This is a genomic window from Chryseobacterium capnotolerans (assembly GCF_021278965.1).
Classification (GTDB): domain Bacteria; phylum Bacteroidota; class Bacteroidia; order Flavobacteriales; family Weeksellaceae; genus Chryseobacterium; species Chryseobacterium capnotolerans.
In genome coordinates this window covers 4074580-4096676 of sequence record NZ_CP065589.1, presented here as the reverse complement: position 1 = coordinate 4096676, position 22097 = coordinate 4074580, and the positions used below count along the sequence as shown (strand labels likewise).

Below are 22097 nucleotides of genomic sequence, written 5' to 3'. Positions count from 1 at the left end.
GGGTTATGATAGAGGTTAAGGTTACTTAAAAAACTTTAAAATTTTCTTTCAAAACATTTGGTCATTACAAAATAAAGTTTTACTTTTGCACTCGCAAATACGGAGCGACACTGACAGAGAGGTTGCTTCGTTACAAAGCGAAAGATATAAAGATCATTGACATACAATATAACAACCAAGTAAGGAAAAACTAAAGCGTTAAAAACTTTGAGTGAGTCAGACAAACATACAATGGAGAGTTTGATCCTGGCTCAGGATGAACGCTAGCGGGAGGCCTAACACATGCAAGCCGAGCGGTAGGGTTTCTTCGGAGACCTGAGAGCGGCGCACGGGTGCGGAACACGTGTGCAACCTGCCTTTATCTGGGGGATAGCCTTTCGAAAGGGAGATTAATACCCCATAATATATTTATCGGCATCGATGGATATTGAAAACTCCGGTGGATAGAGATGGGCACGCGCAAGATTAGATAGTTGGTGAGGTAACGGCTCACCAAGTCTGCGATCTTTAGGGGGCCTGAGAGGGTGATCCCCCACACTGGTACTGAGACACGGACCAGACTCCTACGGGAGGCAGCAGTGAGGAATATTGGACAATGGGTGAGAGCCTGATCCAGCCATCCCGCGTGAAGGACGACGGCCCTATGGGTTGTAAACTTCTTTTGTATAGGGATAAACCTACTCTCGTGAGAGTAGCTGAAGGTACTATACGAATAAGCACCGGCTAACTCCGTGCCAGCAGCCGCGGTAATACGGAGGGTGCAAGCGTTATCCGGATTTATTGGGTTTAAAGGGTCCGTAGGCGGATCTGTAAGTCAGTGGTGAAATCTCACAGCTTAACTGTGAAACTGCCATTGATACTGCAGGTCTTGAGTGTTGTTGAAGTAGCTGGAATAAGTAGTGTAGCGGTGAAATGCATAGATATTACTTAGAACACCAATTGCGAAGGCAGGTTACTAAGCAACAACTGACGCTGATGGACGAAAGCGTGGGGAGCGAACAGGATTAGATACCCTGGTAGTCCACGCCGTAAACGATGCTAACTCGTTTTTGGATTTTCGGATTCAGAGACTAAGCGAAAGTGATAAGTTAGCCACCTGGGGAGTACGAACGCAAGTTTGAAACTCAAAGGAATTGACGGGGGCCCGCACAAGCGGTGGATTATGTGGTTTAATTCGATGATACGCGAGGAACCTTACCAAGGCTTAAATGGGAAATGACAGGTTTAGAAATAGACTTTTCTTCGGACATTTTTCAAGGTGCTGCATGGTTGTCGTCAGCTCGTGCCGTGAGGTGTTAGGTTAAGTCCTGCAACGAGCGCAACCCCTGTCACTAGTTGCCATCATTAAGTTGGGGACTCTAGTGAGACTGCCTACGCAAGTAGAGAGGAAGGTGGGGATGACGTCAAATCATCACGGCCCTTACGCCTTGGGCCACACACGTAATACAATGGCCGGTACAGAGGGCAGCTACACAGCGATGTGATGCAAATCTCGAAAGCCGGTCTCAGTTCGGATTGGAGTCTGCAACTCGACTCTATGAAGCTGGAATCGCTAGTAATCGCGCATCAGCCATGGCGCGGTGAATACGTTCCCGGGCCTTGTACACACCGCCCGTCAAGCCATGGAAGTCTGGGGTACCTGAAGTCGGTGACCGTAACAGGAGCTGCCTAGGGTAAAACAGGTAACTAGGGCTAAGTCGTAACAAGGTAGCCGTACCGGAAGGTGCGGCTGGAACATCTCATTTTAGAGCGTCTTCGGACGATAAAAAAATTAGTATCGCAAGATACAGAACTTACTTAAAGTTCCAGCTTTAGTTTTTTGTTTGGTTGAATTATATTAAAAATACAAAACCCACTAGAAATTAGTAAAGGGATTGAGAGAGACGAGGATGTAAGATAAGATGGTCAGTTAAATCTGATATCTATTATCTGAAATCTGATAGTCTAAGAGACAGTCTCGTAGCTCAGCTGGTTAGAGCGCTACACTGATAATGTAGAGGTCGGCAGTTCGAGCCTGCCCGAGACTACTAATTAAAAGACGGGAAGATATGAGATAATAGACATCAGACATTTAGGTCTGAGATCTAGAATCTGACATCTGAAGTCTACTAGAGGGGGAATTAGCTCAGCTGGCTAGAGCGCCTGCCTTGCACGCAGGAGGTCAAGGGTTCGACTCCCTTATTCTCCACAGTTTTGGAAGACTGATTTAAAAGTTACGAATGGAGCCAAAAACAACATTTGTTCATCAGTTGGAAAAGAAGACATTAAGATCATTGACATTAACGGTAAAGACATCACAAAGAGAAAACCGAGCGCATAAAGCGCTTGAGTAACCTAAAAATAGGAAAGAAATCGTTAAGGGCGTATGGCGGATGCCTAGGCTTTCAGAGGCGAAGAAGGACGTGGTAAGCTGCGAAAAGCTGCGGGGATTGGCACACACGAATTGATCCGCAGATGTCCGAATGGGGCAACCCGGCTGGTTGAAGACCAGTCACCTCGTAAGAGGAGCAAACCCGGAGAACTGAAACATCTAAGTACCCGGAGGAAAAGAAATCGAAGAGATTCCGTAAGTAGTGGCGAGCGAAAGCGGATTAGCCCAAAAGCTAATATATGTTTAATAGAATGTTCTGGAAAGAACAGCCGTAGCGGGTGATAGCCCCGTATATGAAAGGCATATTTGAGTGATAAATGAGTAGGGCGGGACACGTGAAATCCTGTCTGAATATGGGGGGACCATCCTCCAAGGCTAAATACTCCTGAAAGACCGATAGTGAACAAGTACTGTGAAGGAAAGGTGAAAAGCACTTCGAATAGAAGGGTGAAATAGAACCTGAAACCGTACGCCTACAAGCGGTCGGAGCAGCATTAAGCTGTGACGGCGTGCCTTTTGCATAATGAGCCTACGAGTTAATTTTACTAGCGAGGTTAAGGTATTAAGTACCGGAGCCGGAGCGAAAGCGAGTCTGAATAGGGCGTATAGTTAGTAGGATTAGACGCGAAACCTTGTGATCTACCCATGGGCAGGTTGAAGCTCTGGTAACACAGAGTGGAGGACCGAACCGGTTGACGTTGAAAAGTCTTCGGATGACCTGTGGGTAGGGGTGAAAGGCCAATCAAACTGGGAGATAGCTCGTACTCTCCGAAATGCATTTAGGTGCAGCGTCGTATATAAGTTTATTAGAGGTAGAGCTACTGATTGGATGCGGGGGTTTCATCGCCTACCAATTCCTGACAAACTCCGAATGCTAATAAATGTTCTACGGCAGTGAGGGCATGGGTGCTAAGGTCCATGTCCGAGAGGGAAAGAACCCAGACCAACAGCTAAGGTCCCAAAATATATGTTAAGTTGAAGCAACGCGGTTGGACTGCATTGACAGCTAGGATGTTGGCTTGGAAGCAGCCATTCATTTAAAGAGTGCGTAACAGCTCACTAGTCGAGCGGTCCGGCATGGATAATAATCGGGCATAAACATATTACCGAAGCTATGGATTTGTATTTAAGATACATCTGGTAGGAGAGCATTCTATTTGCGCCGAAGCAGTACTGTGAGGTATTGTGGAGCGGATAGAAAAGAAAATGTAGGCATAAGTAACGATAAAGCAGGCGAGAAACCTGCTCACCGAAAGACCAAGGCTTCCTCAGCCATGCTAATCAGCTGAGGGTTAGTCGGGACCTAACGCGAACCCGAAAGGGGTAGTGGATGGACAATGGGTTAATATTCCCATACTTGCTCACGAATAAAGGGGACGGTTGGATGTAGCTGCTGGAGACTGACGGAATAGTCAAGGCCTAGCCTTCGGGCGAAGCTGCTGCAGTGTAATCTGATCCAAGAAAAGCCGAAGTGAAGCAACCCGTACCAAAACCGACACAGGTGGTCGAGGAGAGAATCCTAAGGTGCTCGAGTGAGTCGTGGCTAAGGAACTAGGCAAAATAGTCTCGTAACTTCGGAAGAAGAGACGCCATCAGCAATGGTGGCCGCAGTGAAGAGGCCCAGGCGACTGTTTATCAAAAACACAGGACTCTGCTAAATCGAAAGATGCTGTATAGGGTCTGACACCTGCCCGGTGCTGGAAGGTTAAGGAAGGTGCTTAGGTTTAAACCGAAGGCATTAACTGAAGCCCCAGTAAACGGCGGCCGTAACTATAACGGTCCTAAGGTAGCGAAATTCCTTGTCGGGTAAGTTCCGACCTGCACGAATGGTGTAACGATCTGGGCACTGTCTCAGCCACGAGCTCGGTGAAATTGTAGTATCGGTGAAGATGCCGATTACCCGCAATGGGACGAAAAGACCCTGTGAACCTTTACTATAACTTCGTATTGACTTTGAGTAAGTAATGTGTAGGATAGGTGGGAGGCTTTGAAGCAGGCACGCTAGTGTTTGTGGAGCCGACGTTGAAATACCACCCTTTACTTACTTGGAGCCTAACTTCTTTTAGAAGGACATTGCGTGGTGGGTAGTTTGACTGGGGTGGTCGCCTCCAAAAGAGTAACGGAGGCTTTCAAAGGTACCCTCAGCACGCTTGGTAACCGTGCGTAGAGTGTAATGGCATAAGGGTGCTTGACTGTGAGACCAACAAGTCGATCAGGTGCGAAAGCAGGACATAGTGATCCGGTGGTTCCGTATGGAAGGGCCATCGCTCATAGGATAAAAGGTACTCCGGGGATAACAGGCTAGTCTCCCCCAAGAGCTCACATCGACGGGGAGGTTCGGCACCTCGATGTCGGCTCGTCACATCCTGGGGCTGGAGAAGGTCCCAAGGGTTGGGCTGTTCGCCCATTAAAGTGGCACGCGAGCTGGGTTCAGAACGTCGTGAGACAGTTCGGTCTCTATCTATTGCGGGCGTTAGATGTTTGAGAGGGCTTGATTCTAGTACGAGAGGACCGAATTGAACAAACCTCTGGTGTATCAGTTGTACCGCCAGGTGCACCGCTGAGTAGCTACGTTTGGAAGAGATAAGCACTGAAAGCATATAAGTGCGAAACTCGCCTCAAGATGAGACATCTTTTAAGGGTCGTTGTAGATGACGACGTTGATAGGCTATAGGTGTAAAGACAGTAATGTCATAGCCAAGTAGTACTAATTACCCGTAGATTTATAGCCTATTGGTTGCTGTAATCTAGAATAATATCATATTAAATAGACAAGTACTTTATGCGCAGTAAAGGTTTTGTCTTTGTGAAAGTTTTTATCGCTTAAAAACGCAATTGGCAAAAAGCAATTAGCGATTGGCATACAAGCCAATAGCAATAAGCAATAAGCCAGCTGCTATATACAACCTTTAGGGTGGTTTTAGCGGTGGGGCTCACCTGTTCCCATTCCGAACACAGAAGTTAAGCCCACCAGCGCCGATGGTACTGCTAACGCGGGAGAGTAGGCCGCCGCCAGTTTTTATTTTATTTTTAAAAGTCTCATACAGCAATGTGTGAGACTTTTTTTTTGCGTTATACTTTTTATCCCCAAGGGAAAGCAAAGAGAAAATATCAGTAATCAGCAATGAGTAATGAGTAATCAAATGATACTTGTATTCCCGTGTTGCTGCTATTCCTATTCCTACCACCGGTTTCTTATACGGTTCTTTATTCTTTATTCTTTATTCTATAACAGATACACTCATGGTATCACTACATCAAACCAATATTTATCATTTACACCTCCTTTCTAGCCCTGATAGCAACGGTTACCCCGCAACAAGAGTTGGAGAGTGGCAGGGTTTGAGGGTGGCCGGCTCAGTGTGAGGAGTATGAGTGGATAGCAGGATTAAGCTCCTGAATGTATTTTGCATATAGTATCAAGATTATTTCTATTCATAAAAACTACAATAGACTAAATCTCTTAAAGAACTTTTATTTATGTTGTAACTTTAATGTATGAAAGAGCATATTGTGAGAGGGTTCAGATTTGAAACTTACAAAGCACCGGAACTCTCCGTATTCGATCGGTTACTGGAAATTTTTACAGATTTGTTAACCCATACTTCTGGAGATTTTGATGAAGCCATTGATTGGCTTCGAATGCTGGATGAAGAATATCAGCTTACTACTCCGGAATATACTATTGATGACTTTATTGAGGACCTTAAAAAGAAAGGATATATCCGCGAAGAAATTGATCCTAATGGAGGAAATGGAATTCGCCTGAGTGCAAAAATGGAACAAAATATTCGTAAACAAGCGCTTAATCAAATATTCGGAAACCTTGGGAAAAGTGGTAACGGAAATCATAAAACCAATAAGAGCGGAACGGGAGAGGATACAACAGGAGAATTCCGTAATTATAATTTTGGAGATCCGGTAGAGAAAATTTCTATTACGGAAAGTCTTAAGAATGCCCAAATCAATAACGGAATCGGAGATTTTCATCTTACTGAAGATGATCTCATTGTAGAAGACAGTATTCATCAGTCACAGATGAGTACCGTTTTGATGATTGATATTAGCCACAGTATGATATTGTATGGTGAAGACCGTATCACGCCGGCGAAAAAAGTAGCAATGGCGCTTGCAGAACTGATTACAACCCGCTATCCAAAAGATACGCTGGATATCATTGTTTTTGGTGACGATGCATGGCCTGTTAAAATTCAGGAGCTGCCTTATCTGCAGGTTGGTCCTTATCATACCAATACAGTTGCCGGACTTCAATTGGCAATGGATATTTTGCGAAGAAAGAGGAATACCAATAAACAGATTTTCATGATTACCGATGGAAAACCAAGCTGTGTTCGTCAGGCTGATGGTAGTTATTATATGAATTCTTACGGTTTGGATGAATATGTTGTCCAGAAATGTTATAATATGGCCTCTCAGGCGAGAAGGCTGCATATTCCAATTACTACGTTTATGATTGCACAGGATCCTTATCTGCAGCGTTTTGTGAGCGAATTTACAGAAGCTAATCAAGGGAAGGCCTTCTATACAGGACTCAATGGATTAGGACATATGATTTTTGAGGATTATGAGACCAATCGTAAGAAAAGAATCCGTTAAAAAATTATTATTCATTAAAAATATATTTCAAAGTTTATAAAATCAGATTTTAAATACAATGACTGAAAAGCCAAACATAAAAACACTAGGTTCATTAAGAACTTCAGGATATCTTTCAAAAAATATAAAAGACGAATTAAGAGATAATTTAAAAACTAAAATTCGTAATAAAGAGTCTGTATTTGAAGGGATTTTCGGATATGAAAATACGGTTATCCCTCAATTGGAACATGCTATTCTAAGCCGTCATAACATCAATTTATTAGGATTGAGAGGTCAGGCGAAAACAAGATTGGCCAGAATGATGACCTCTTTACTGGATGAATGGATTCCTTTTATTGAAGGAAGCGAGATTAATGATGATCCATTTCATCCAATTTCCCGTTATGCTAAAGAATTAATTGAAAAAGAAGGAGATCATACTCCAATAGAATGGCTTCACCGCGATGAAAGGTTTTTCGAGAAACTTGCGACTCCGGATGTTACGGTTGCCGACCTGATCGGTGATGTGGATCCTATTAAAGCTGCTAATCTTAAACTTTCTTATGCAGACGACCGTGTCATTCACTTTGGGATGATCCCACGTGCGAACCGTTGTATTTTTGTCATTAATGAATTGCCGGATCTTCAGGCGAGGATTCAGGTTTCTTTATTTAATATTTTGCAGGAAGGTGATGTGCAGATTCGTGGATTTAAAGTGAGAATGCCTCTGGATATACAATTTGTTTTTACAGCAAATCCTGAAGATTATACCAACAGAGGAAGTATTGTGACGCCGCTGAAAGATCGTATAGGATCACAGATTTTGACTCATTATCCTGAAAATATCAATATTGCAAGAGAAATTACCAATTATGAATCCAGCTTAGACAGTCGTCAGAAAAATGGAGTGTATGTTCCTTCTTTAGCGAAAGATCTTTTGGAACAGATTGGTTTTGAAGCTCGTGAAAGTGAATATGTAGATTCAAAAAGTGGAGTAAGTGCCCGTATGAGTATTACAGCTTTCGAAAACTTATTGAGTACGGCTGAACGCAGATCTTTATTAACAGGTGACGAAGCAACTTCTGTAAGGCTAAGCGATTTTGTGGGGGTAATTCCTGCCATCACAGGAAAGGTGGAATTGGTGTATGAAGGCGAACAGGAAGGAGCAGAAGCGGTGGCTCAATTATTAATTGATAACGCGATCAGAACTTTATTCACCTCTTATTTCCCGAAAGTGGAAAGACTGGAGAAAAAGAGCATTGATGGACCGTTTAGCCAGATTACAGATTGGTTTTTAGAGGACGATGGTTTCTTGGAAATTACAGATGAATCTTCGGATGAAGCCTATGCAAAATCTCTTAACAGAATTCATCCTCTTGATCAGATCATTGAAAAATATCAGCCAGACACTCAACCGGAAGATATTTTATTTTTAAAGGAATTTATTCTTTGGGGATTGGCTGTTAACAAGAAACTGAATAAAGAAAGATTCAGAACGGGAGTTTTCTTTTCTTAAATTTTCAAAAAATTCAAGGGTATAAAACAAAAAGATGTGGAATTAGTTTCCACATCTTTTTTATATTTTTAATCAAATGATGATCAGACCTGGATAACTCCGAGGTTAAATTTCTCTGTAATAGGAGAGTGATTAGCCGCTTCTATTCCCATAGAAATCCATTTTCTGGTGTCTGTTGGGTTGATGATGGCATCTGTCCATAATCTGGCAGCAGCGTAGGTAGATTCAGTTTGTTTTTGATATTTTTTTGAAATAGTATCTAATATTGCGTTGTGTTCTTCTTCAGTAATTTCTTTACCCTGTTTTTTCAATGTAGATTCCTGGATTTGTGCTAATACTTTTGCCGCCTGTGCTCCACCCATTACTGCAAGATCTGCCCAAGGCCATGCTACAATTAATCTAGGATCATACGCTTTTCCACACATCGCATAATTTCCTGCTCCATAAGAATTTCCTGTAATAATAGTGAATTTAGGAACTACAGAATTGGAAACAGCATTGACCATTTTAGCACCATCTTTGATGATTCCGCCATGTTCAGATTTAGAACCTACCATGAAGCCGGTAACATCCTGTAGGAAGATTAAAGGGATTTTTCTTTGATTACAGTTGGCAATAAATCGGGTCGCTTTATCAGCAGAGTCGGAATAGATTACTCCTCCAAATTGCATTTCTCCTTTACCACTCTTTACTAATTTTCTCTGATTGGCTACAATTCCTACAGACCATCCATCTACTCTTGCAGTAGCACAAATGATACTTTTCCCATAGTCTGGTTTATATTCTTCATATTCGGAGTTATCCACAATACATTTGATGATTTCATAGGTATCATATTGTTCGGCTCTGGAAACCGGCATAATTCCGAAAATATGATCAGCACTTTCTTTGGGTGGGAAGCTTTCTATTCTGTCGAAACCTGCTTTTTCAGTACTTCCGATCGATTTCATAATGTTTTTGATTCTGTCTAAAGCATCTTTATCATCTTTAGCCTTATAATCAGTAACTCCTGAAATAGAACAGTGGGTAGTAGCTCCGCCCAATGTTTCGTTATCAATACTTTCTCCAATCGCAGCTTTTACAAGATAGCTTCCTGCCAGGAAAATAGAGCCTGTTTTATCCACAATCATAGCTTCATCGCTCATGATAGGAAGATAAGCTCCTCCTGCTACACAGCTTCCCATAACAGCAGAAATCTGAATGATTCCTGAAGCACTCATTTTAGCATTATTTCTGAATATTCTACCGAACATTTCTTTATCCGGGAAAATTTCGTCCTGCATAGGTAAGTATACACCAGCAGAATCAACAAGATAAATGATGGGAAGTCTGTTTTCCATAGCTATTTCCTGTGCTCTCAGATTTTTCTTTCCTGTGATAGGAAACCAGGCTCCAGCTTTTACAGAAGCATCATTAGCTACAACAAGACATTGTCTTCCGGAAACATATCCCATTACTACTACAACTCCTCCACTAGGACAGCCACCATGTTCTTCATACATTTCATAGCCTGCAAAAGCCCCAATTTCTATGGAATCAGAATCTTTATCAAGGAGATAGTCTATCCTTTCTCTTGCTGTCATTTTTCCTTCCTCACGAAGCTTTTGAAGCCTCTTTTCGCCGCCTCCTTTTTTGATCTCGGCAAGCAAGCGATTTATCTCTGATAATTTTAATCTGTTCTGATCTTCTCGTTTGTTGAATTCGATGTCCATAGAATTTTCAATTTTTTACGCTTAAAGATACTATTTTTATGAGGAATGTGAATAAGAAGTAAAACAGATGTTTAATAGTTTGGTTACTAGTAAATTGTGAAATTTTTAACAAAAAAATATTTTTAAATAATCTATATTTTTTCTAACTTTACATAAGAGTAACAGAGGATGATATCCTCTGAAAAATACTCAGTTCCTAGTTTATTTTTTTAATAGTTTATTATTTGAAGGCCCTGAAAGTTCAACCAATTTTCAGGGTTTTTTGTATTATAGATTAATAGTATTTTCTATACTCTACCATATTCAGGTCATTGATGCTATCTTTACTTTTTTTGTATTTTTTTGCTGGAATGAATCCTAATTTTTCAGGAATTTTTTTGCTGGCTATATTTTCTTCGTCTACAGGATATAGAATGTATTGAAATATGAAATTGTTTTCCAGAAATCTGATAAGAGCTGTTATAATTTCAGTTCCTAATCCTTTTCCCTGAGAGCTCTTTTTTAACCATAAGCCAAGCTCAATGGATTCTTCTGTTATATGATGAATACCACAACATCCAATAAAATCCTTATTTGAATCCAGAACCACCATGACCAAATCTGTATTTCGTAATAAATTCTCTTTTGATGTTTGTACAAAGTTTTCAATCTCTTTTTTGTCACCTTGTGGATTAAAAGGCATATATCTGGTGACTTCTTGTGTAAAATGTTCTAAAATATCATCTATATATGAGTCATCAACAGGCAGTAGGATTAGATGTTGTGTACTGATTTGAATATCTGGATGTAATTTCATATGCTTATCGAAATAGTATTGTTTTTTTTTCTCTAATAGCCATTGTTTTTGAGAAAATGAACAGAATTGATCATCTATTAGGAAGAAAAATGATTAAAAACTTTATTTTTCATTTTTTTATTAAAGTAAATTTATATTTTTTATAAGATTTATAAAAGCCTATTTGTAAATTTGCCTGTTAAAATTTTAAAGAAGGTAGGTTATGCATAAATTAGCGCTTTTCAGATTGCACTTAATAGTATTTTTATGGGGATTCACTGCAATTTTAGGAAAACTGATTCATGCGAATGCTCAGATCCTTGTATTTTACAGAATGTTGTTTGCGGCGGTCTTTCTTTTTGCATTCATCAGAATCTATAAAAAAGAAAGTATAAAGGTTTCAAAAAAATATTTTTCCAGTTGGCAGCCATTGGTTTTACGATGGCGCTTCATTGGTATTGCTTTTTTTATTCCATTAAAGTTTCTAATGTTTCCATTGCATTAAGTTGTTTATCATTATCCACACTCTTTGCTTCTATTTTGGAACCTATTATCTTTAAAAGGAAGATTGATATTTCAGAGGTGTTGATGGGAGTTGTGATTGTAGCCTGTATCTTATTGATCTTTAAAACTGAATTTCAGTACAAGGAAGGGATCATATATGGTATTCTATGTGCGGTTTTTGGGACCATATTTTCAGTTTTTAATGGTAAAATGTTTGGAAAAACGAGTTCTGGGAACATTATATTTTACGAAATATTCTGTGGATGGTTTATTTTAATGGTATTTTATTTGTTCTCAGGCCAAATTTTTCAGATGAATGAAATAAACTACCGTGATATAGCGTTAATATGCTTATTAGCCAGTGTTTTCACTGCTTTTCCTATGTTGGAATCAGTAAATTTAATGAAATATATATCACCCTTTACTCTAATTTTAACAGTTAATTTGGAACCGGTCTACGGAATTATACTAGCTTTTTTTATCTTTGGGGAATCAGAACATATGAGCCCTATATTTTATATTGCTTCAGGAGTTATGATACTGGCAATCATTGTAAATGGATTAATAAAAGCCAGAAAGACTAAAAACTTTAACTAGCATCAATTTTATATGATGAAAAAATATTTTTTACTTGCATTTTCACTGTTCTATGGGCTGTCTCAATCTCAGATTATCAGGAAATATTCCAATGAATTCTTAAATATCGGAGCAGGAGCCCGAGGACTGGCAATGGGAGGTGCGGTAATATCCAATCAGGATGACGTGTATTCTCCTATGTGGAACCCGGCAGGTTTAATGGGGGTTGAAAAAGACTGGCAGGGAGCTGTAATGCATGCCGAATATTTTGAATCAATTGCAAAATATGATTATCTGGCCTATGCCAGGGTAATGGAAGAAGGTGTTTTTGGAGTTTCAGTAGTAAGACTTGGGGTAGATAATATTTTGAATACTACCCAGATGATTGACTCAGAAGGGAATATTGATTATGATAAAATCACAAAATTCTCTCAATCTGATTATGCTGCTATACTTTCATACGCATTCCGCCCTGGAGGAAACCCAAACCTTGATGTTGGGGTGAATGCAAAAATTGTCTATAGAAATGTAGGTAAATTTGCGAATGGTTATGGTTTCGGTTTTGATGTGGGTGCTATTTATAAAGGTGAAAACGGATGGAAATTCGGGGGAATGGTAAGAGATATTACCACTACTGTTAACTTTTGGAGCATTAACCAGAAAGAATTATCCACAGTAGTGAACGGTGAAGAATTCAACCCGGCGCCAAAGGATAAAATGGAACTTACCATGCCTAAACTTAATGTAGGAGCAAGTAAACTATTTGAAATCAACAGCAGTGTTTATGTATTGCCGGAAGCGGGAATCAATGTTGATTTTGCGAAAACGGCTTCTTTAATTTCAACTGATTTTGCAAGTATCAGTCCTTATGCGGGAGCTGAGTTAGGTTATCAGAAAATGATTTTTGTGAGATTAGGGATCAATAGGTTCCAGTCTATTACAGATATAGAAGATTTAAAAAGAAAAGTTTCATTCCAGCCAAGTGCGGGGATTGGGATAAGATATCGAGGACTTACCCTGGATTATGCGATTACAAATTCAGGAATTGGCGGTTCTAATTTCTATTCTAATTTCTTCTCTCTTAAACTGGATATGGGGGCATTCAGAAATGATTAAAATGAAGGTTATGAAAAAATTATCAATATTGATGTTGGCAATTTGCTCAACAGCTGTTTTCGGACAGAAGGTTTCAGATTATAAATATGTATCTATTCCGGAGGAATTTACAACATTCAAAGGAGATAGCTATGGATTGGAAGCTGCTTTAGCAAAAGCATTAAAAGGCAAAAATTATGTGGTCTTACCTGCTAGTATAGATCAGTGGCCATCAGAAGCAAAAGACAATTCATGCAATGTTTTGAATGCTAATGTTCTGAATGTTAAAAGTCTATTGTCAAACAAATTAATGCTGGAATTTAAAGATTGTAATAATAAGGTGATCCTTGAATCTAAAGGAAGCTCCAATATTAAAGAATTTGAAGAAGGTCTGGCAGATGCTCTGAAGGTAGCTTTAATAAAAGTAAGTACTTCTAGTCCTGTTGCCATGTTACCAGCTAAGAATCAAAACCAGTCTGCTGCAACTATTTCAAGTCCTGTTCAGACTTCTACGGCGGAAACTGTTTCAATGTCTTCTATGACACCTGCAGCGGGTAATTATTCGAATGGAAACGTGACCGTACAAAAAATACAGATTGATGCGAATCAGTTTATCCTGGCGAAATCAGGAAGTTCTGTACCTTTTGCAATCTTTAAAACCACTTCGAAAAAAGATGTGTTTATCGTAAAGCTTGAGAATGGCAATACAACCATTGGTTATTTTGAAAATGGGAGTATTGTAATTGATATTCCACAGGCGGATGGAAGATATTCTAAAGAGATCTTTGCAGGAAAATAATGAATTTCATTGAAAATAAAACTTAAATAAGCTCTTGAAAAAGAGCTTATTTTTTGTAATATATATGTTGATGTGTTTTTTCTATACTTATAGTAAATTTTTCTTGGTAATGGAACTCTACTGAATTGTATCGTGTAAAAATTATTTTGAAAAAGTAAAAGGTTAGGAAAGTAAATGATATTATATTATCATTTGTAGAATGAGTGTTTTTTCATGGTATTGTTTCTTTTATTTTATAATACTAATTTATGAAAAAAATACACATAATCATATTATTTGTTTGATATTTTAAATTTATTTGATTTTTATTAGTTTGAATTTGTGTTTTGTCCTTAATTTGTGACATTTGTCCCTTGTTGAGAAAATAGGGTTTGTGTTGAAATTTTGTAAAAAAAAGTTCAATTGTTTGTGAAAAATAAATTAATGTAGCAGGTGTGATTACCCATTGGTATTGAAAAACTCCCAAATCACTTTCGCTTTACTTTTACCTAAGATCTCTTCCAAGGTTTCTTGGTTGGCTTCTTTGATTCTTTTTACAGACTTAAGTTTGGAAAGAAGCAGTTCGATCGTTTTTTCTCCCACGCCAGGAATTTCTTCCAATTCTGATTTGATGGTAGAATTTTTTCTTCTCGTTCTGTGATGTTTTACCCCGAATCGGTGAGCTTCATCTCTTACTCTTTGCAGGATTTTTAAAGTTTCAGACTTTTTATCAAGATATAATGGAATAGGATCTTCCGGGAAGAAAATCTCTTCAAGTCTTTTTGCAATTCCTACGATGGTAATTTTCCCATATAATCCTAGTAGTCTAAGACTTTTGACAGCAGAAGATAATTGTCCTTTTCCACCATCAATAAGGATGAGTTGTGGCAGATTTTCACCTTCGTCCAGCATTCTTTTATATCGGCGGTAGATAACTTCCTCCATTGTGGCGAAGTCGTTAGGCCCTTCTACAGTTTTAGGATGGAAAATCCTGTAATCTGCTTTGCTGGGTTTTCCGTCTTTAAAAACTACACAGGCCGAAACCGGGTTGGTTCCCTGGATATTCGAGTTGTCAAATCCTTCAATATGTCGTGGCTCAACAGGCATTCTAAGAAGTTTCTGCATTTCTGCCATAATCCTGTTAGTATGTCTTTCCGGGTCAACAATCTGAACCTGTTTTAATTTTTCCAAACGATATTCCTTTGCATTCTTTTCGGAAAGCTCTACGATTCTCTTTTTATCACCAACTTTAGGAACAATAAGTTTTACATTTGGAATTTCTACAGATAAATGGAAAGGAAGCAATACTTCTTTTGAATCCGAACCAAATTTCTGCCGGATCTCAATTAAAGCCTCTTCCATAATATCCTCATCGGTCTCTTCCAGGATTTTTTTGATTTCGGTGGTGAAGCTCTGTATGATATTCCCGTTTCTTATTTTAAAGAAGTTGACATAGGCAGCTGTCTCATCACTGGTCATACCAAAGACATCCACATCATCAATATTTGGATTGACTACGGTGTTTTTAGCCTGATAATCTTCCAAAATATCTAGTCTTTCCTTAATAATCTGTGCTTCTTCAAACTGAAGGTTGGAGGCGTGTTTCATCATTTGATTCACCAGATACTCCTTTGCCTTACGGAAATCTCCTTTAATAATTCCACGGATGGCCTCTATCTTTTCATCATAATCTTCTTTGCTTTCAAGATCTTCACAAGGCCCTTCACAATTTTTAATATGATATTCCAGACAGACTTTATACTTTCCATCTGCAATTTTGGCCGGTGAAAGATTCAGATTGCAGGTCCTGAGTTTATAAATATGTTTGATCGTATCCAGTAATATCTTGGCAGGTCTTACTTTTGCATACGGACCATAATATTCCGAACCATCTTTAATGACATTTCTGGTTAAGAAAATTCTTGGAAAATCTTCATTTTTAATACAGATCCAAGGATAGGTTTTGTCATCCTTCAGCATGACATTGTAAAATGGCTGATGCTCCTTAATCAGATTGTTTTCCAGCAAAAGAGCGTCATACTCACTATTTACAATCGTAGTTTCTAGGCGTTGGATCTTGCCGACCATAATTTTGATCCTGTATCCTGAAAGATTTTTATTGAAATAGGAGAGAACCCTTTTCTTTAAATTCTTAGCTTTTCCAACATACAGAAGTTGTTCGTTCTTATCATAATAACGATAAACACCAGGTTCGGAAGGTAAAGTTTTGAGTTGTAATTCTAAAGAAGGATTCATATAACAAAATTAAGGAAACTTTCCCTATTTAAAAAAAGAAAAACCTGCAGATGATTCTACAGGTTTTGATATTTTGATGATGCATTTTATCCATTGTTCATATCAGTATATTGATATACTAAAAAGCTAAAATAATCCCATTCTACAGAATTTTTTGGATATTTTTTCATGAATTCGGCGTTATCTCCAAATAAAAAGTCATAATTGTCTTCAAAATCATCTTTGTGGAGCCACATTACCTTATTTCCTTTCTTTACATAATAAGATTTAATGACACCTCCTCCAAATGCGGGAGCACCAGCAAAACCAGTACTGATCGTTTCTGCAGCAAATGGATCATGGTAAACAGTTATAAGTTCATTAAATTCAGGATTGATGACCTGCATTAAAAAAGCTTTGGGTTCTTTCTTGTTTTTTAAAGAAACGATTTGGTTTTCATAGGGAATCGCATCGTCGGTTATAGATTTTTTGTATTTTTTGGTGCTGTAATTTCTCATATTTGAAATAAACTTTGCTGCTTTCATAGATTTTTCAGTGTCTGTTGCATACAAATACATTTCAGCAATATCAGCCGCTGCAAATTTCATAGGTTTTCTTGAATCAACATCTTCAATAGTAATAGAAAGAATCTGTCCTCTTTGCTTTTCCCATGATTTGCTATATCCTTGATGTTCAGTGTTGTCCTTTAAAATAATGGTAGAGACCTTTTTGTCTGTTGCAGTATTGAAGCCTTCGTTAAATAGATAACGGTTCATTTCTTTTCTTTCCTCCTTGGAATATTTCACTTTTTGGGCAAAAGTGGCTGTACTTGCAACGCATAATGCCAGCAGTAAAGTTTTCAGTCTCATGTATTATAGTTTTTAATTTTCGGCGATAAAAATAGCAAATTAATTTACTTCTTTAGATAAAAAGATAGAACAATAAAATTTAGTTTCTCCAATTATTGTTAAATGCGTAATTTTAAGAAAATTTTTTAGAAATGATATACGGAGTAGATGTTTTTACTTTCCATGATGTTCTGGAAATATGTAAAAAACCTAATAAAGCCAAGCTGAATAAAGCAGCAAAAGACCAAATTTTAAAATCTCAGAAAAACGTACAGCAAATTGTAGAATCCGACAGATGTGTATATGGAATCAACACTGGGTTCGGGCCACTGTGCGATACTAAAATATCAGCTGATGAAACCGCACAGTTACAGTATAACCTGATTATTTCTCATGCAGTAGGAGTAGGGAAACCTATTGAAAAAGAACTTTCCAAAATCATGATGATTGCTAAAGTTCATGCGTTGTCAAAAGGATTTTCCGGAGTTTCTCTTGATGTTATCGAGAGAATGATCCTTATGCTTGAAAAGGATATCATTCCTGTGGTTCCTGAGCAGGGATCTGTAGGGGCGTCAGGAGATTTGGCTCCTTTGGCACATCTGGTATTACCTCTACTAGGTCTTGGACAGGTTTGGGAAGGAGATAAAGTGTCTGATACCATGGAAGTATTGGAAAAGTATAATCTTGATCCATTGGTTCTTGGGCCAAAAGAAGGATTAGGATTAATTAACGGCACCCAGTTTATCCTGGCACATGCAATCAAAGGGCTGGAGAAATTTGAATATCTTTTAGATCTTGCTGATCTAACGGCTGCCATGAGTATTGAGGCGTATAGAGGTTCAGCAAGCCCGTTCAAAAAAGAACTTCATGACATCAGACCATTTGAAGGGAGTAAAAAAGTAGCCGCAAGAATGCTTAAGTTCCTGAAAGGTTCAGAAAATATGAAAGCTCATGAAGACTGTGAGAGAGTGCAGGACCCTTATTCCATGAGATGTGTACCTCAGGTTCACGGAGCGAGTAGAAATGCTTTTGAGCACCTTAAGAGTATGGCAGAAACAGAATTAAACTCTGTAACCGATAATCCAATTGTATTAAGTGCTGAAGAATCTATCTCAGGAGGAAATTTCCACGGACAGCTGATGGCTTTACCATTAGATTATGCAACCCTTGCTGCTGCTGAATTAGGGAATATTTCAGACAGAAGAAGCTACTTACTATTGGAGGGCAAATATGGACTTCCAAGATTATTAACAGAAAGCTCAGGATTGAATTCAGGATTTATGATCCCTCAATATACTTCTGCAGCATTAGTTACAGAAAATAAAACGTTATGTTTCCCTGCATCCGCAGACTCTATTCCTACAAGTTTAGGACAGGAAGACCACGTTTCTATGGGAAGTATTTCTGGAAGAAAATTCAATCAGGTTCTAGGAAATCTGGTTAATATCTTATCTGTTGAGCTAATGTTTGCCGCTCAGGGATTAGAATTCAGAAGACCATCAAAATGCTCTAAGATCATTGAAGAAAACTTCACGATTCTTCGTTCGAAGGTTGCTAAACTTGAAGACGATCGACTGATCGGTCAGGATATGCTGGCAATTGCAGAGCTCATTAAAGAAAGAAAGTTTGTTGTAAACTAATTGAATAAAAATGAAAGGCTCCCAATGGGAGCTTTTTTGCTTCTAAAATCTATTAAATAAATATGACCATACATAGAACCGATTCCAGCTCTTTAGATTTTCAAACCTTGGTAAAGCATCTCGACTCTACGCTTGCAGAGCATAACGGAGCTGAGGATGCCTTTTTTGCCCAATTTAATACCATTGATAAGATTAAAAATTGTATTGTGGTTTATATTGATGAAGTTCCGGCAGCATGTGGTGCTTTCAAAGAACTTTTTGAAGATACGGTGGAGATTAAAAGGATGTTTACTAATCCTGAGTTCAGGAAAAGAGGATTAGGCTCTTCCGTTGTAAAGGAATTAGAAACATGGGCTAAAGATTTAGGATATAAAAAAGCAGTGCTTGAAACTTCAAAGGATCTAACAAATGCTATTTCCGTATATGAAAAAAGCGGTTTCCAAAGAATACCTAATTATGGACAATACATTGGTATTGACAACAGTGTTTGTTTTGAAAAAGAATTGAAATAGGAAAATATAATGCCAATAGAAGCTGTAGTAATTCCCTCCAGAGAAGGGTGGGCAGTGCTGTAATTTATCTCATATTCATTAAAGTGCAATTATTTAAATGTTTTGGATAATTATCTTCAGAATTAATATTCATATAATGCTAAATTCATTTTTTTTAAACTTTTAATTCTCTTGAAAGTGTTATATTGTGGCTCCAACCAAAATTATAACATATGAAAAAAACTGTATTTTTCCTGGCATTATTTTTTGCCTTAAACTCCTGTACTCAGGAAGAACTTCGCAATGAGAACCCGAATATTGAAATGTCTCAAAAAACACCGTTAACGGAAAAACAGATCAATGAAAGGATCAATCAGGCTATAAAAACTGAAGGAATTTTCAATTGGAAAAATGAATCCGATCACTTTATTTGGAGCGCTGTTTTCCGTGGTAACAGAATGGTATCTATTGGATTTGGTTCGTCCAAAGATGATTTTGACAGGAGTAAATCTCCGGATCATAAAAATATGGAGGAAGAGATTTTAAATAGTATTGCAAAATCTGAGGGAAAAGGATCTGCAAGGTTCCTTTTGAATTCTGACAAGTATCTTAATCAAATGGATGTCACTATCGAAAAAGAGGAAACGATAACGGCTCTTCGTCAGATGAAAAACATCAGATATGTAGAACCCGCAGACTATCACTATTTTGAAAACGAAGCTAAGTACAACACTGCTGCAAAATCTTCCGGCAGTGGATCTTCCGGATGCGGCTTTTCGACAGCAACTCTAAGTGCTGTAGATTATACTTCTACAACACCAAGTGCAAAAATTCCATGGGCATTTGCCAAACATAATATTCCTGATGCCTGGAACTACAGTACAGGAGCAGGAGTAACCATCGGTCTTATTGACACGGGAGTTTCTCCGGACCAGTCTTTATTGGGATCCAGCTTTAACAATGGAGCATCATCAGGCAGAACGATTACTAAATACGGAGTATATAATGCTGATGGTTCAGCGGATCAGTGTGGGCACGGAACCAAAATGGCTTCTGTAATGGCTGCTCCCCGAAACAATTCAGGGCTTCCGGTGGGAGTAGCCTATAATGCGAATCTTATCGCTTACCGTGCTGCCGAAAATGTTGTATTGGAAACATCCAGTGAACAAAACGGAGTGAAAACGGCATTTACAGACCTTGGAAACAATACCAATGTAAAGATCATCTCTATGTCTATGGGACATATTTTTTCAGTAGGAAAAATTGAAGATGGAGTAAAATATGCTTACGCCAGAGGAAAACTGATTTTCTGTGCAGGAGGAACATCTACCAGCTTTACCAATTTTGTTGGGGTTATTTTCCCTGCTTCAATGTCGGAAACTCAGGCAATAACAGGAGTGAAAGAAGGAACTTCTAACCAAAAATGTGATGTTTGCCATTCCGGAAGCCAGATCGATTTTACCTTCCAGATGGAAAGAGCATCAGGAAATACAGTTCCGGTTCTGAGTTATTACAACGGACAGGCTGATTATGTAGGCGGATCTTCTGTAGCAACAGCCGCTACTGCAGGAATTGCAGCTTTGGTTTGGGCTAAGAATCCATCATGGACAAGAGATCAGGTACTTAATAAAATGAGACAGTCGGCAACCTATTACCCAACTGTTAATTCAAGCTATGGCTATGGGAACATCAATGTTTTAAAAGCTGTACAATAAGATCTTTAGAAAGGAAGCAGGAAAACAAAATTCCTGCTTCTTTATGTATACTTAATCTCCCAATTGATAATCCAAAGGAAGCATTTTTTCAATTTTATTTCTCGAAAATTCACCCTGGGTAACAAGCTGATCAGGGGTGGTAATATTTCCATCTTTTGAAACTTCAAAAGATTCCCCTTCGTCAGAATAGAGATAAGTAGTGAGATTTCTACTGTATTTTCCTTTAATAAACTGATTTTTCTTAATATCTTCATAAGGTATTTTGGTATAATTAACCTGAAGAATATCTTTAAAACCAAAGATAACCTGTTCATTTGTTCTTTTCACATAATCAGAATCAGGGATCAAGGTTTTTGTAATGGCAAGTATATAAGATTGTTGACTGTTCTTTCTGCGGGAAATATCTTTGATGTCTTCGGGAATATTGATAGTTTCTGACAATTTTAATTGGGTCATAAAATCCTTTAATGTATTCAGTTCCTCCTCTGTAGGATAGTTTGAATTGGGAAGTTTTACAACCTGATTGATAATAAATCCGTTTTCAGAAACCTTATTGTTATAAATACTCCTGAAAAAATGAAGCGAACTTCCGTCATAAGCATTCATCCTGTTAATTTTTACCCGATCTGTATTTTTAGTTTCTTTAAAGAAACTGGTTCCTGTATAATTGGTAATATTGGTATTAAAGTCTGTTGAATAATCGATCAGATTGTATTCAATTTCATATCCCAGATTTTTATTTTCAATGAGTAACGTTTTAGGCGCTTTTACCCTAAGCAGTTTCTTCTTCTTGTCATAAGAAAATTTAAGTGTCTTTTGATTCTTGATTCTCACATTTTCGAGATCATCTCCAATAAAATTACGGAGAAAAGCATGGATATATTTCGTGTAAGCTTCAGAAGTATAAGGAATGAGTACTATTTCTTCAATAGTATTCGTTTTAGTTAAGACAACTTTCAGATTTTTGTTGATAACTTCAGAAACTTCAGTGCTGAATGTTTCATAATCCTCTTTCTGAAAAATAATATTGCCGCTGGTTGGTGGAGAAAGAGAAAGCGTAAAAGTTCCATCTTCTTGGGAGACAGTTCCTGTTTTTGTTCCGTCAATATAGATGTTTACATTGTTTAATCGATGTTCCTTATCGTCTACTACAGTACCTTTAATGATCTGTGCAAAAGAAACAGAATAAACGAATAAAAAAAATAGTAATATCGTTTTCATGGTTAACAATATTACTAAAGT

12 protein-coding genes, 2 tRNA genes, 3 rRNA genes and 1 pseudogene are annotated in these 22097 nt (G+C 38.2%); 13 read left to right on the top strand and 5 right to left on the bottom strand.

Annotation, left to right across the window (positions count from 1 at the left end):
• Window positions 1-228: 228 nt before the first annotated feature.
• The 7 genes from H5J24_RS19710 (at window position 229) to H5J24_RS19680 (ending at window position 8486) form a co-directional block, all read left to right on the top strand.
• A 16S ribosomal RNA gene (locus tag H5J24_RS19710) occupies window positions 229-1745 on the top strand.
• A 208-nt stretch (window positions 1746-1953) separates the two neighbouring features.
• Window positions 1954-2027, top strand: a tRNA-Ile gene (locus H5J24_RS19705).
• 87 nt (window positions 2028-2114) lie between these two features.
• Window positions 2115-2188: transfer RNA gene (locus H5J24_RS19700), tRNA-Ala, on the top strand.
• Window positions 2189-2345: 157 nt separating this feature from the next.
• Window positions 2346-5102: ribosomal RNA gene (locus tag H5J24_RS19695) — 23S ribosomal RNA — on the top strand.
• A gap of 179 nt (window positions 5103-5281) precedes the next feature.
• A 5S ribosomal RNA gene (gene rrf / locus H5J24_RS19690) occupies window positions 5282-5389 on the top strand.
• Together the 16S, 23S and 5S rRNA genes with 2 tRNA genes alongside form the textbook arrangement of a ribosomal RNA operon.
• Before the next feature lie 480 nt (window positions 5390-5869).
• A complete protein-coding gene (locus tag H5J24_RS19685) occupies window positions 5870-6988 on the top strand; it encodes a vWA domain-containing protein (protein ID WP_068940090.1) in 1119 nt (372 codons plus the stop codon).
• A gap of 58 nt (window positions 6989-7046) precedes the next feature.
• Window positions 7047-8486, top strand: coding sequence for an AAA family ATPase (locus H5J24_RS19680; RefSeq protein WP_068940089.1), 1440 nt, complete (start codon window positions 7047-7049; stop codon window positions 8484-8486).
• 83 nt (window positions 8487-8569) lie between these two features.
• Here H5J24_RS19680 and H5J24_RS19675 read toward each other — a convergent pair whose 3' ends face one another.
• Together H5J24_RS19675 and H5J24_RS19670 are read right to left on the bottom strand one after the other, a co-directional pair.
• A complete protein-coding gene (locus H5J24_RS19675; RefSeq protein ID WP_068940085.1) occupies window positions 8570-10198 on the bottom strand; it encodes an acyl-CoA carboxylase subunit beta in 1629 nt (542 codons plus the stop codon).
• 274 nt (window positions 10199-10472) lie between these two features.
• On the bottom strand, window positions 10473-10994 hold the full coding sequence (locus tag H5J24_RS19670; RefSeq protein ID WP_068940084.1) for a GNAT family N-acetyltransferase: 522 nt from the start codon (window positions 10992-10994) through the stop codon (window positions 10473-10475).
• A 202-nt stretch (window positions 10995-11196) separates the two neighbouring features.
• Here H5J24_RS19670 and H5J24_RS19665 point away from each other — a divergent pair.
• The 3 genes and pseudogenes from H5J24_RS19665 (at window position 11197) to H5J24_RS19655 (ending at window position 13947) form a co-directional block, all read left to right on the top strand.
• A pseudogene (locus tag H5J24_RS19665) lies at window positions 11197-12074 on the top strand (DMT family transporter).
• A gap of 12 nt (window positions 12075-12086) precedes the next feature.
• Entirely contained in the window at window positions 12087-13169 is a 1083-nt protein-coding gene (locus H5J24_RS19660; RefSeq protein WP_068940082.1) for a putative type IX sorting system protein PorV2, read from the top strand.
• Window positions 13170-13179: 10 nt separating this feature from the next.
• Complete coding sequence (locus H5J24_RS19655) at window positions 13180-13947, top strand: hypothetical protein (RefSeq protein WP_068940168.1); 768 nt, start codon at window positions 13180-13182, stop codon at window positions 13945-13947.
• A gap of 438 nt (window positions 13948-14385) precedes the next feature.
• On the opposite strand, the gene uvrC is transcribed toward H5J24_RS19655, so the two are convergent.
• Together uvrC and H5J24_RS19645 are read right to left on the bottom strand one after the other, a co-directional pair.
• Entirely contained in the window at window positions 14386-16182 is a 1797-nt protein-coding gene (gene uvrC / locus H5J24_RS19650) for an excinuclease ABC subunit UvrC (protein ID WP_068940081.1), read from the bottom strand.
• Between the two features lie 86 nt (window positions 16183-16268).
• Complete coding sequence (locus H5J24_RS19645; RefSeq protein ID WP_082810991.1) at window positions 16269-17030, bottom strand: hypothetical protein; 762 nt, start codon at window positions 17028-17030, stop codon at window positions 16269-16271.
• Window positions 17031-17161: 131 nt separating this feature from the next.
• Here H5J24_RS19645 and hutH point away from each other — a divergent pair, with 131 nt between their 5' ends.
• The 3 genes from hutH to H5J24_RS19630 all read left to right on the top strand — a co-directional run bounded on the left by hutH (window position 17162) and on the right by H5J24_RS19630 (window position 20855).
• On the top strand, window positions 17162-18649 hold the full coding sequence (hutH, locus tag H5J24_RS19640) for a histidine ammonia-lyase (protein WP_068940080.1): 1488 nt from the start codon (window positions 17162-17164) through the stop codon (window positions 18647-18649).
• 62 nt (window positions 18650-18711) lie between these two features.
• On the top strand, window positions 18712-19161 hold the full coding sequence (locus H5J24_RS19635) for a GNAT family N-acetyltransferase (RefSeq protein ID WP_068940078.1): 450 nt from the start codon (window positions 18712-18714) through the stop codon (window positions 19159-19161).
• Between the two features lie 212 nt (window positions 19162-19373).
• Window positions 19374-20855: a S8 family peptidase gene (locus H5J24_RS19630; RefSeq protein WP_068940075.1), complete on the top strand. Its 1482-nt coding sequence runs from the start codon at window positions 19374-19376 to the stop codon at window positions 20853-20855.
• A 51-nt stretch (window positions 20856-20906) separates the two neighbouring features.
• Here the strand turns inward: H5J24_RS19630 and H5J24_RS19625 are convergent, their stop codons facing one another.
• The gene (locus tag H5J24_RS19625; RefSeq protein ID WP_068940073.1) at window positions 20907-22076 is read right to left on the bottom strand and encodes a carboxypeptidase-like regulatory domain-containing protein; all 1170 of its coding nucleotides are present in this window, start codon (window positions 22074-22076) and stop codon (window positions 20907-20909) included.
• Between the last annotated feature and the right edge of the window lie 21 nt (window positions 22077-22097).

Coding starts and splice junctions, on each gene's coding strand:
- H5J24_RS19635 (WP_068940078.1), top strand. CDS start 18,712: ATGACCATACATAGAACCGATTCCAGCTCTTTAGATTTTCAAACCTTG.
- H5J24_RS19625 (WP_068940073.1), bottom strand. CDS start 22,076: ATGAAAACGATATTACTATTTTTTTTATTCGTTTATTCTGTTTCTTTT.
- uvrC (WP_068940081.1), bottom strand. CDS start 16,182: ATGAATCCTTCTTTAGAATTACAACTCAAAACTTTACCTTCCGAACCT.
- H5J24_RS19680 (WP_068940089.1), top strand. CDS start 7,047: ATGACTGAAAAGCCAAACATAAAAACACTAGGTTCATTAAGAACTTCA.
- H5J24_RS19655 (WP_068940168.1), top strand. CDS start 13,180: ATGAAAAAATTATCAATATTGATGTTGGCAATTTGCTCAACAGCTGTT.
- H5J24_RS19630 (WP_068940075.1), top strand. CDS start 19,374: ATGAAAAAAACTGTATTTTTCCTGGCATTATTTTTTGCCTTAAACTCC.
- H5J24_RS19670 (WP_068940084.1), bottom strand. CDS start 10,994: ATGAAATTACATCCAGATATTCAAATCAGTACACAACATCTAATCCTA.
- H5J24_RS19685 (WP_068940090.1), top strand. CDS start 5,870: ATGAAAGAGCATATTGTGAGAGGGTTCAGATTTGAAACTTACAAAGCA.
- H5J24_RS19660 (WP_068940082.1), top strand. CDS start 12,087: ATGATGAAAAAATATTTTTTACTTGCATTTTCACTGTTCTATGGGCTG.
- H5J24_RS19645 (WP_082810991.1), bottom strand. CDS start 17,030: ATGAGACTGAAAACTTTACTGCTGGCATTATGCGTTGCAAGTACAGCC.
- hutH (WP_068940080.1), top strand. CDS start 17,162: ATGATATACGGAGTAGATGTTTTTACTTTCCATGATGTTCTGGAAATA.
- H5J24_RS19675 (WP_068940085.1), bottom strand. CDS start 10,198: ATGGACATCGAATTCAACAAACGAGAAGATCAGAACAGATTAAAATTA.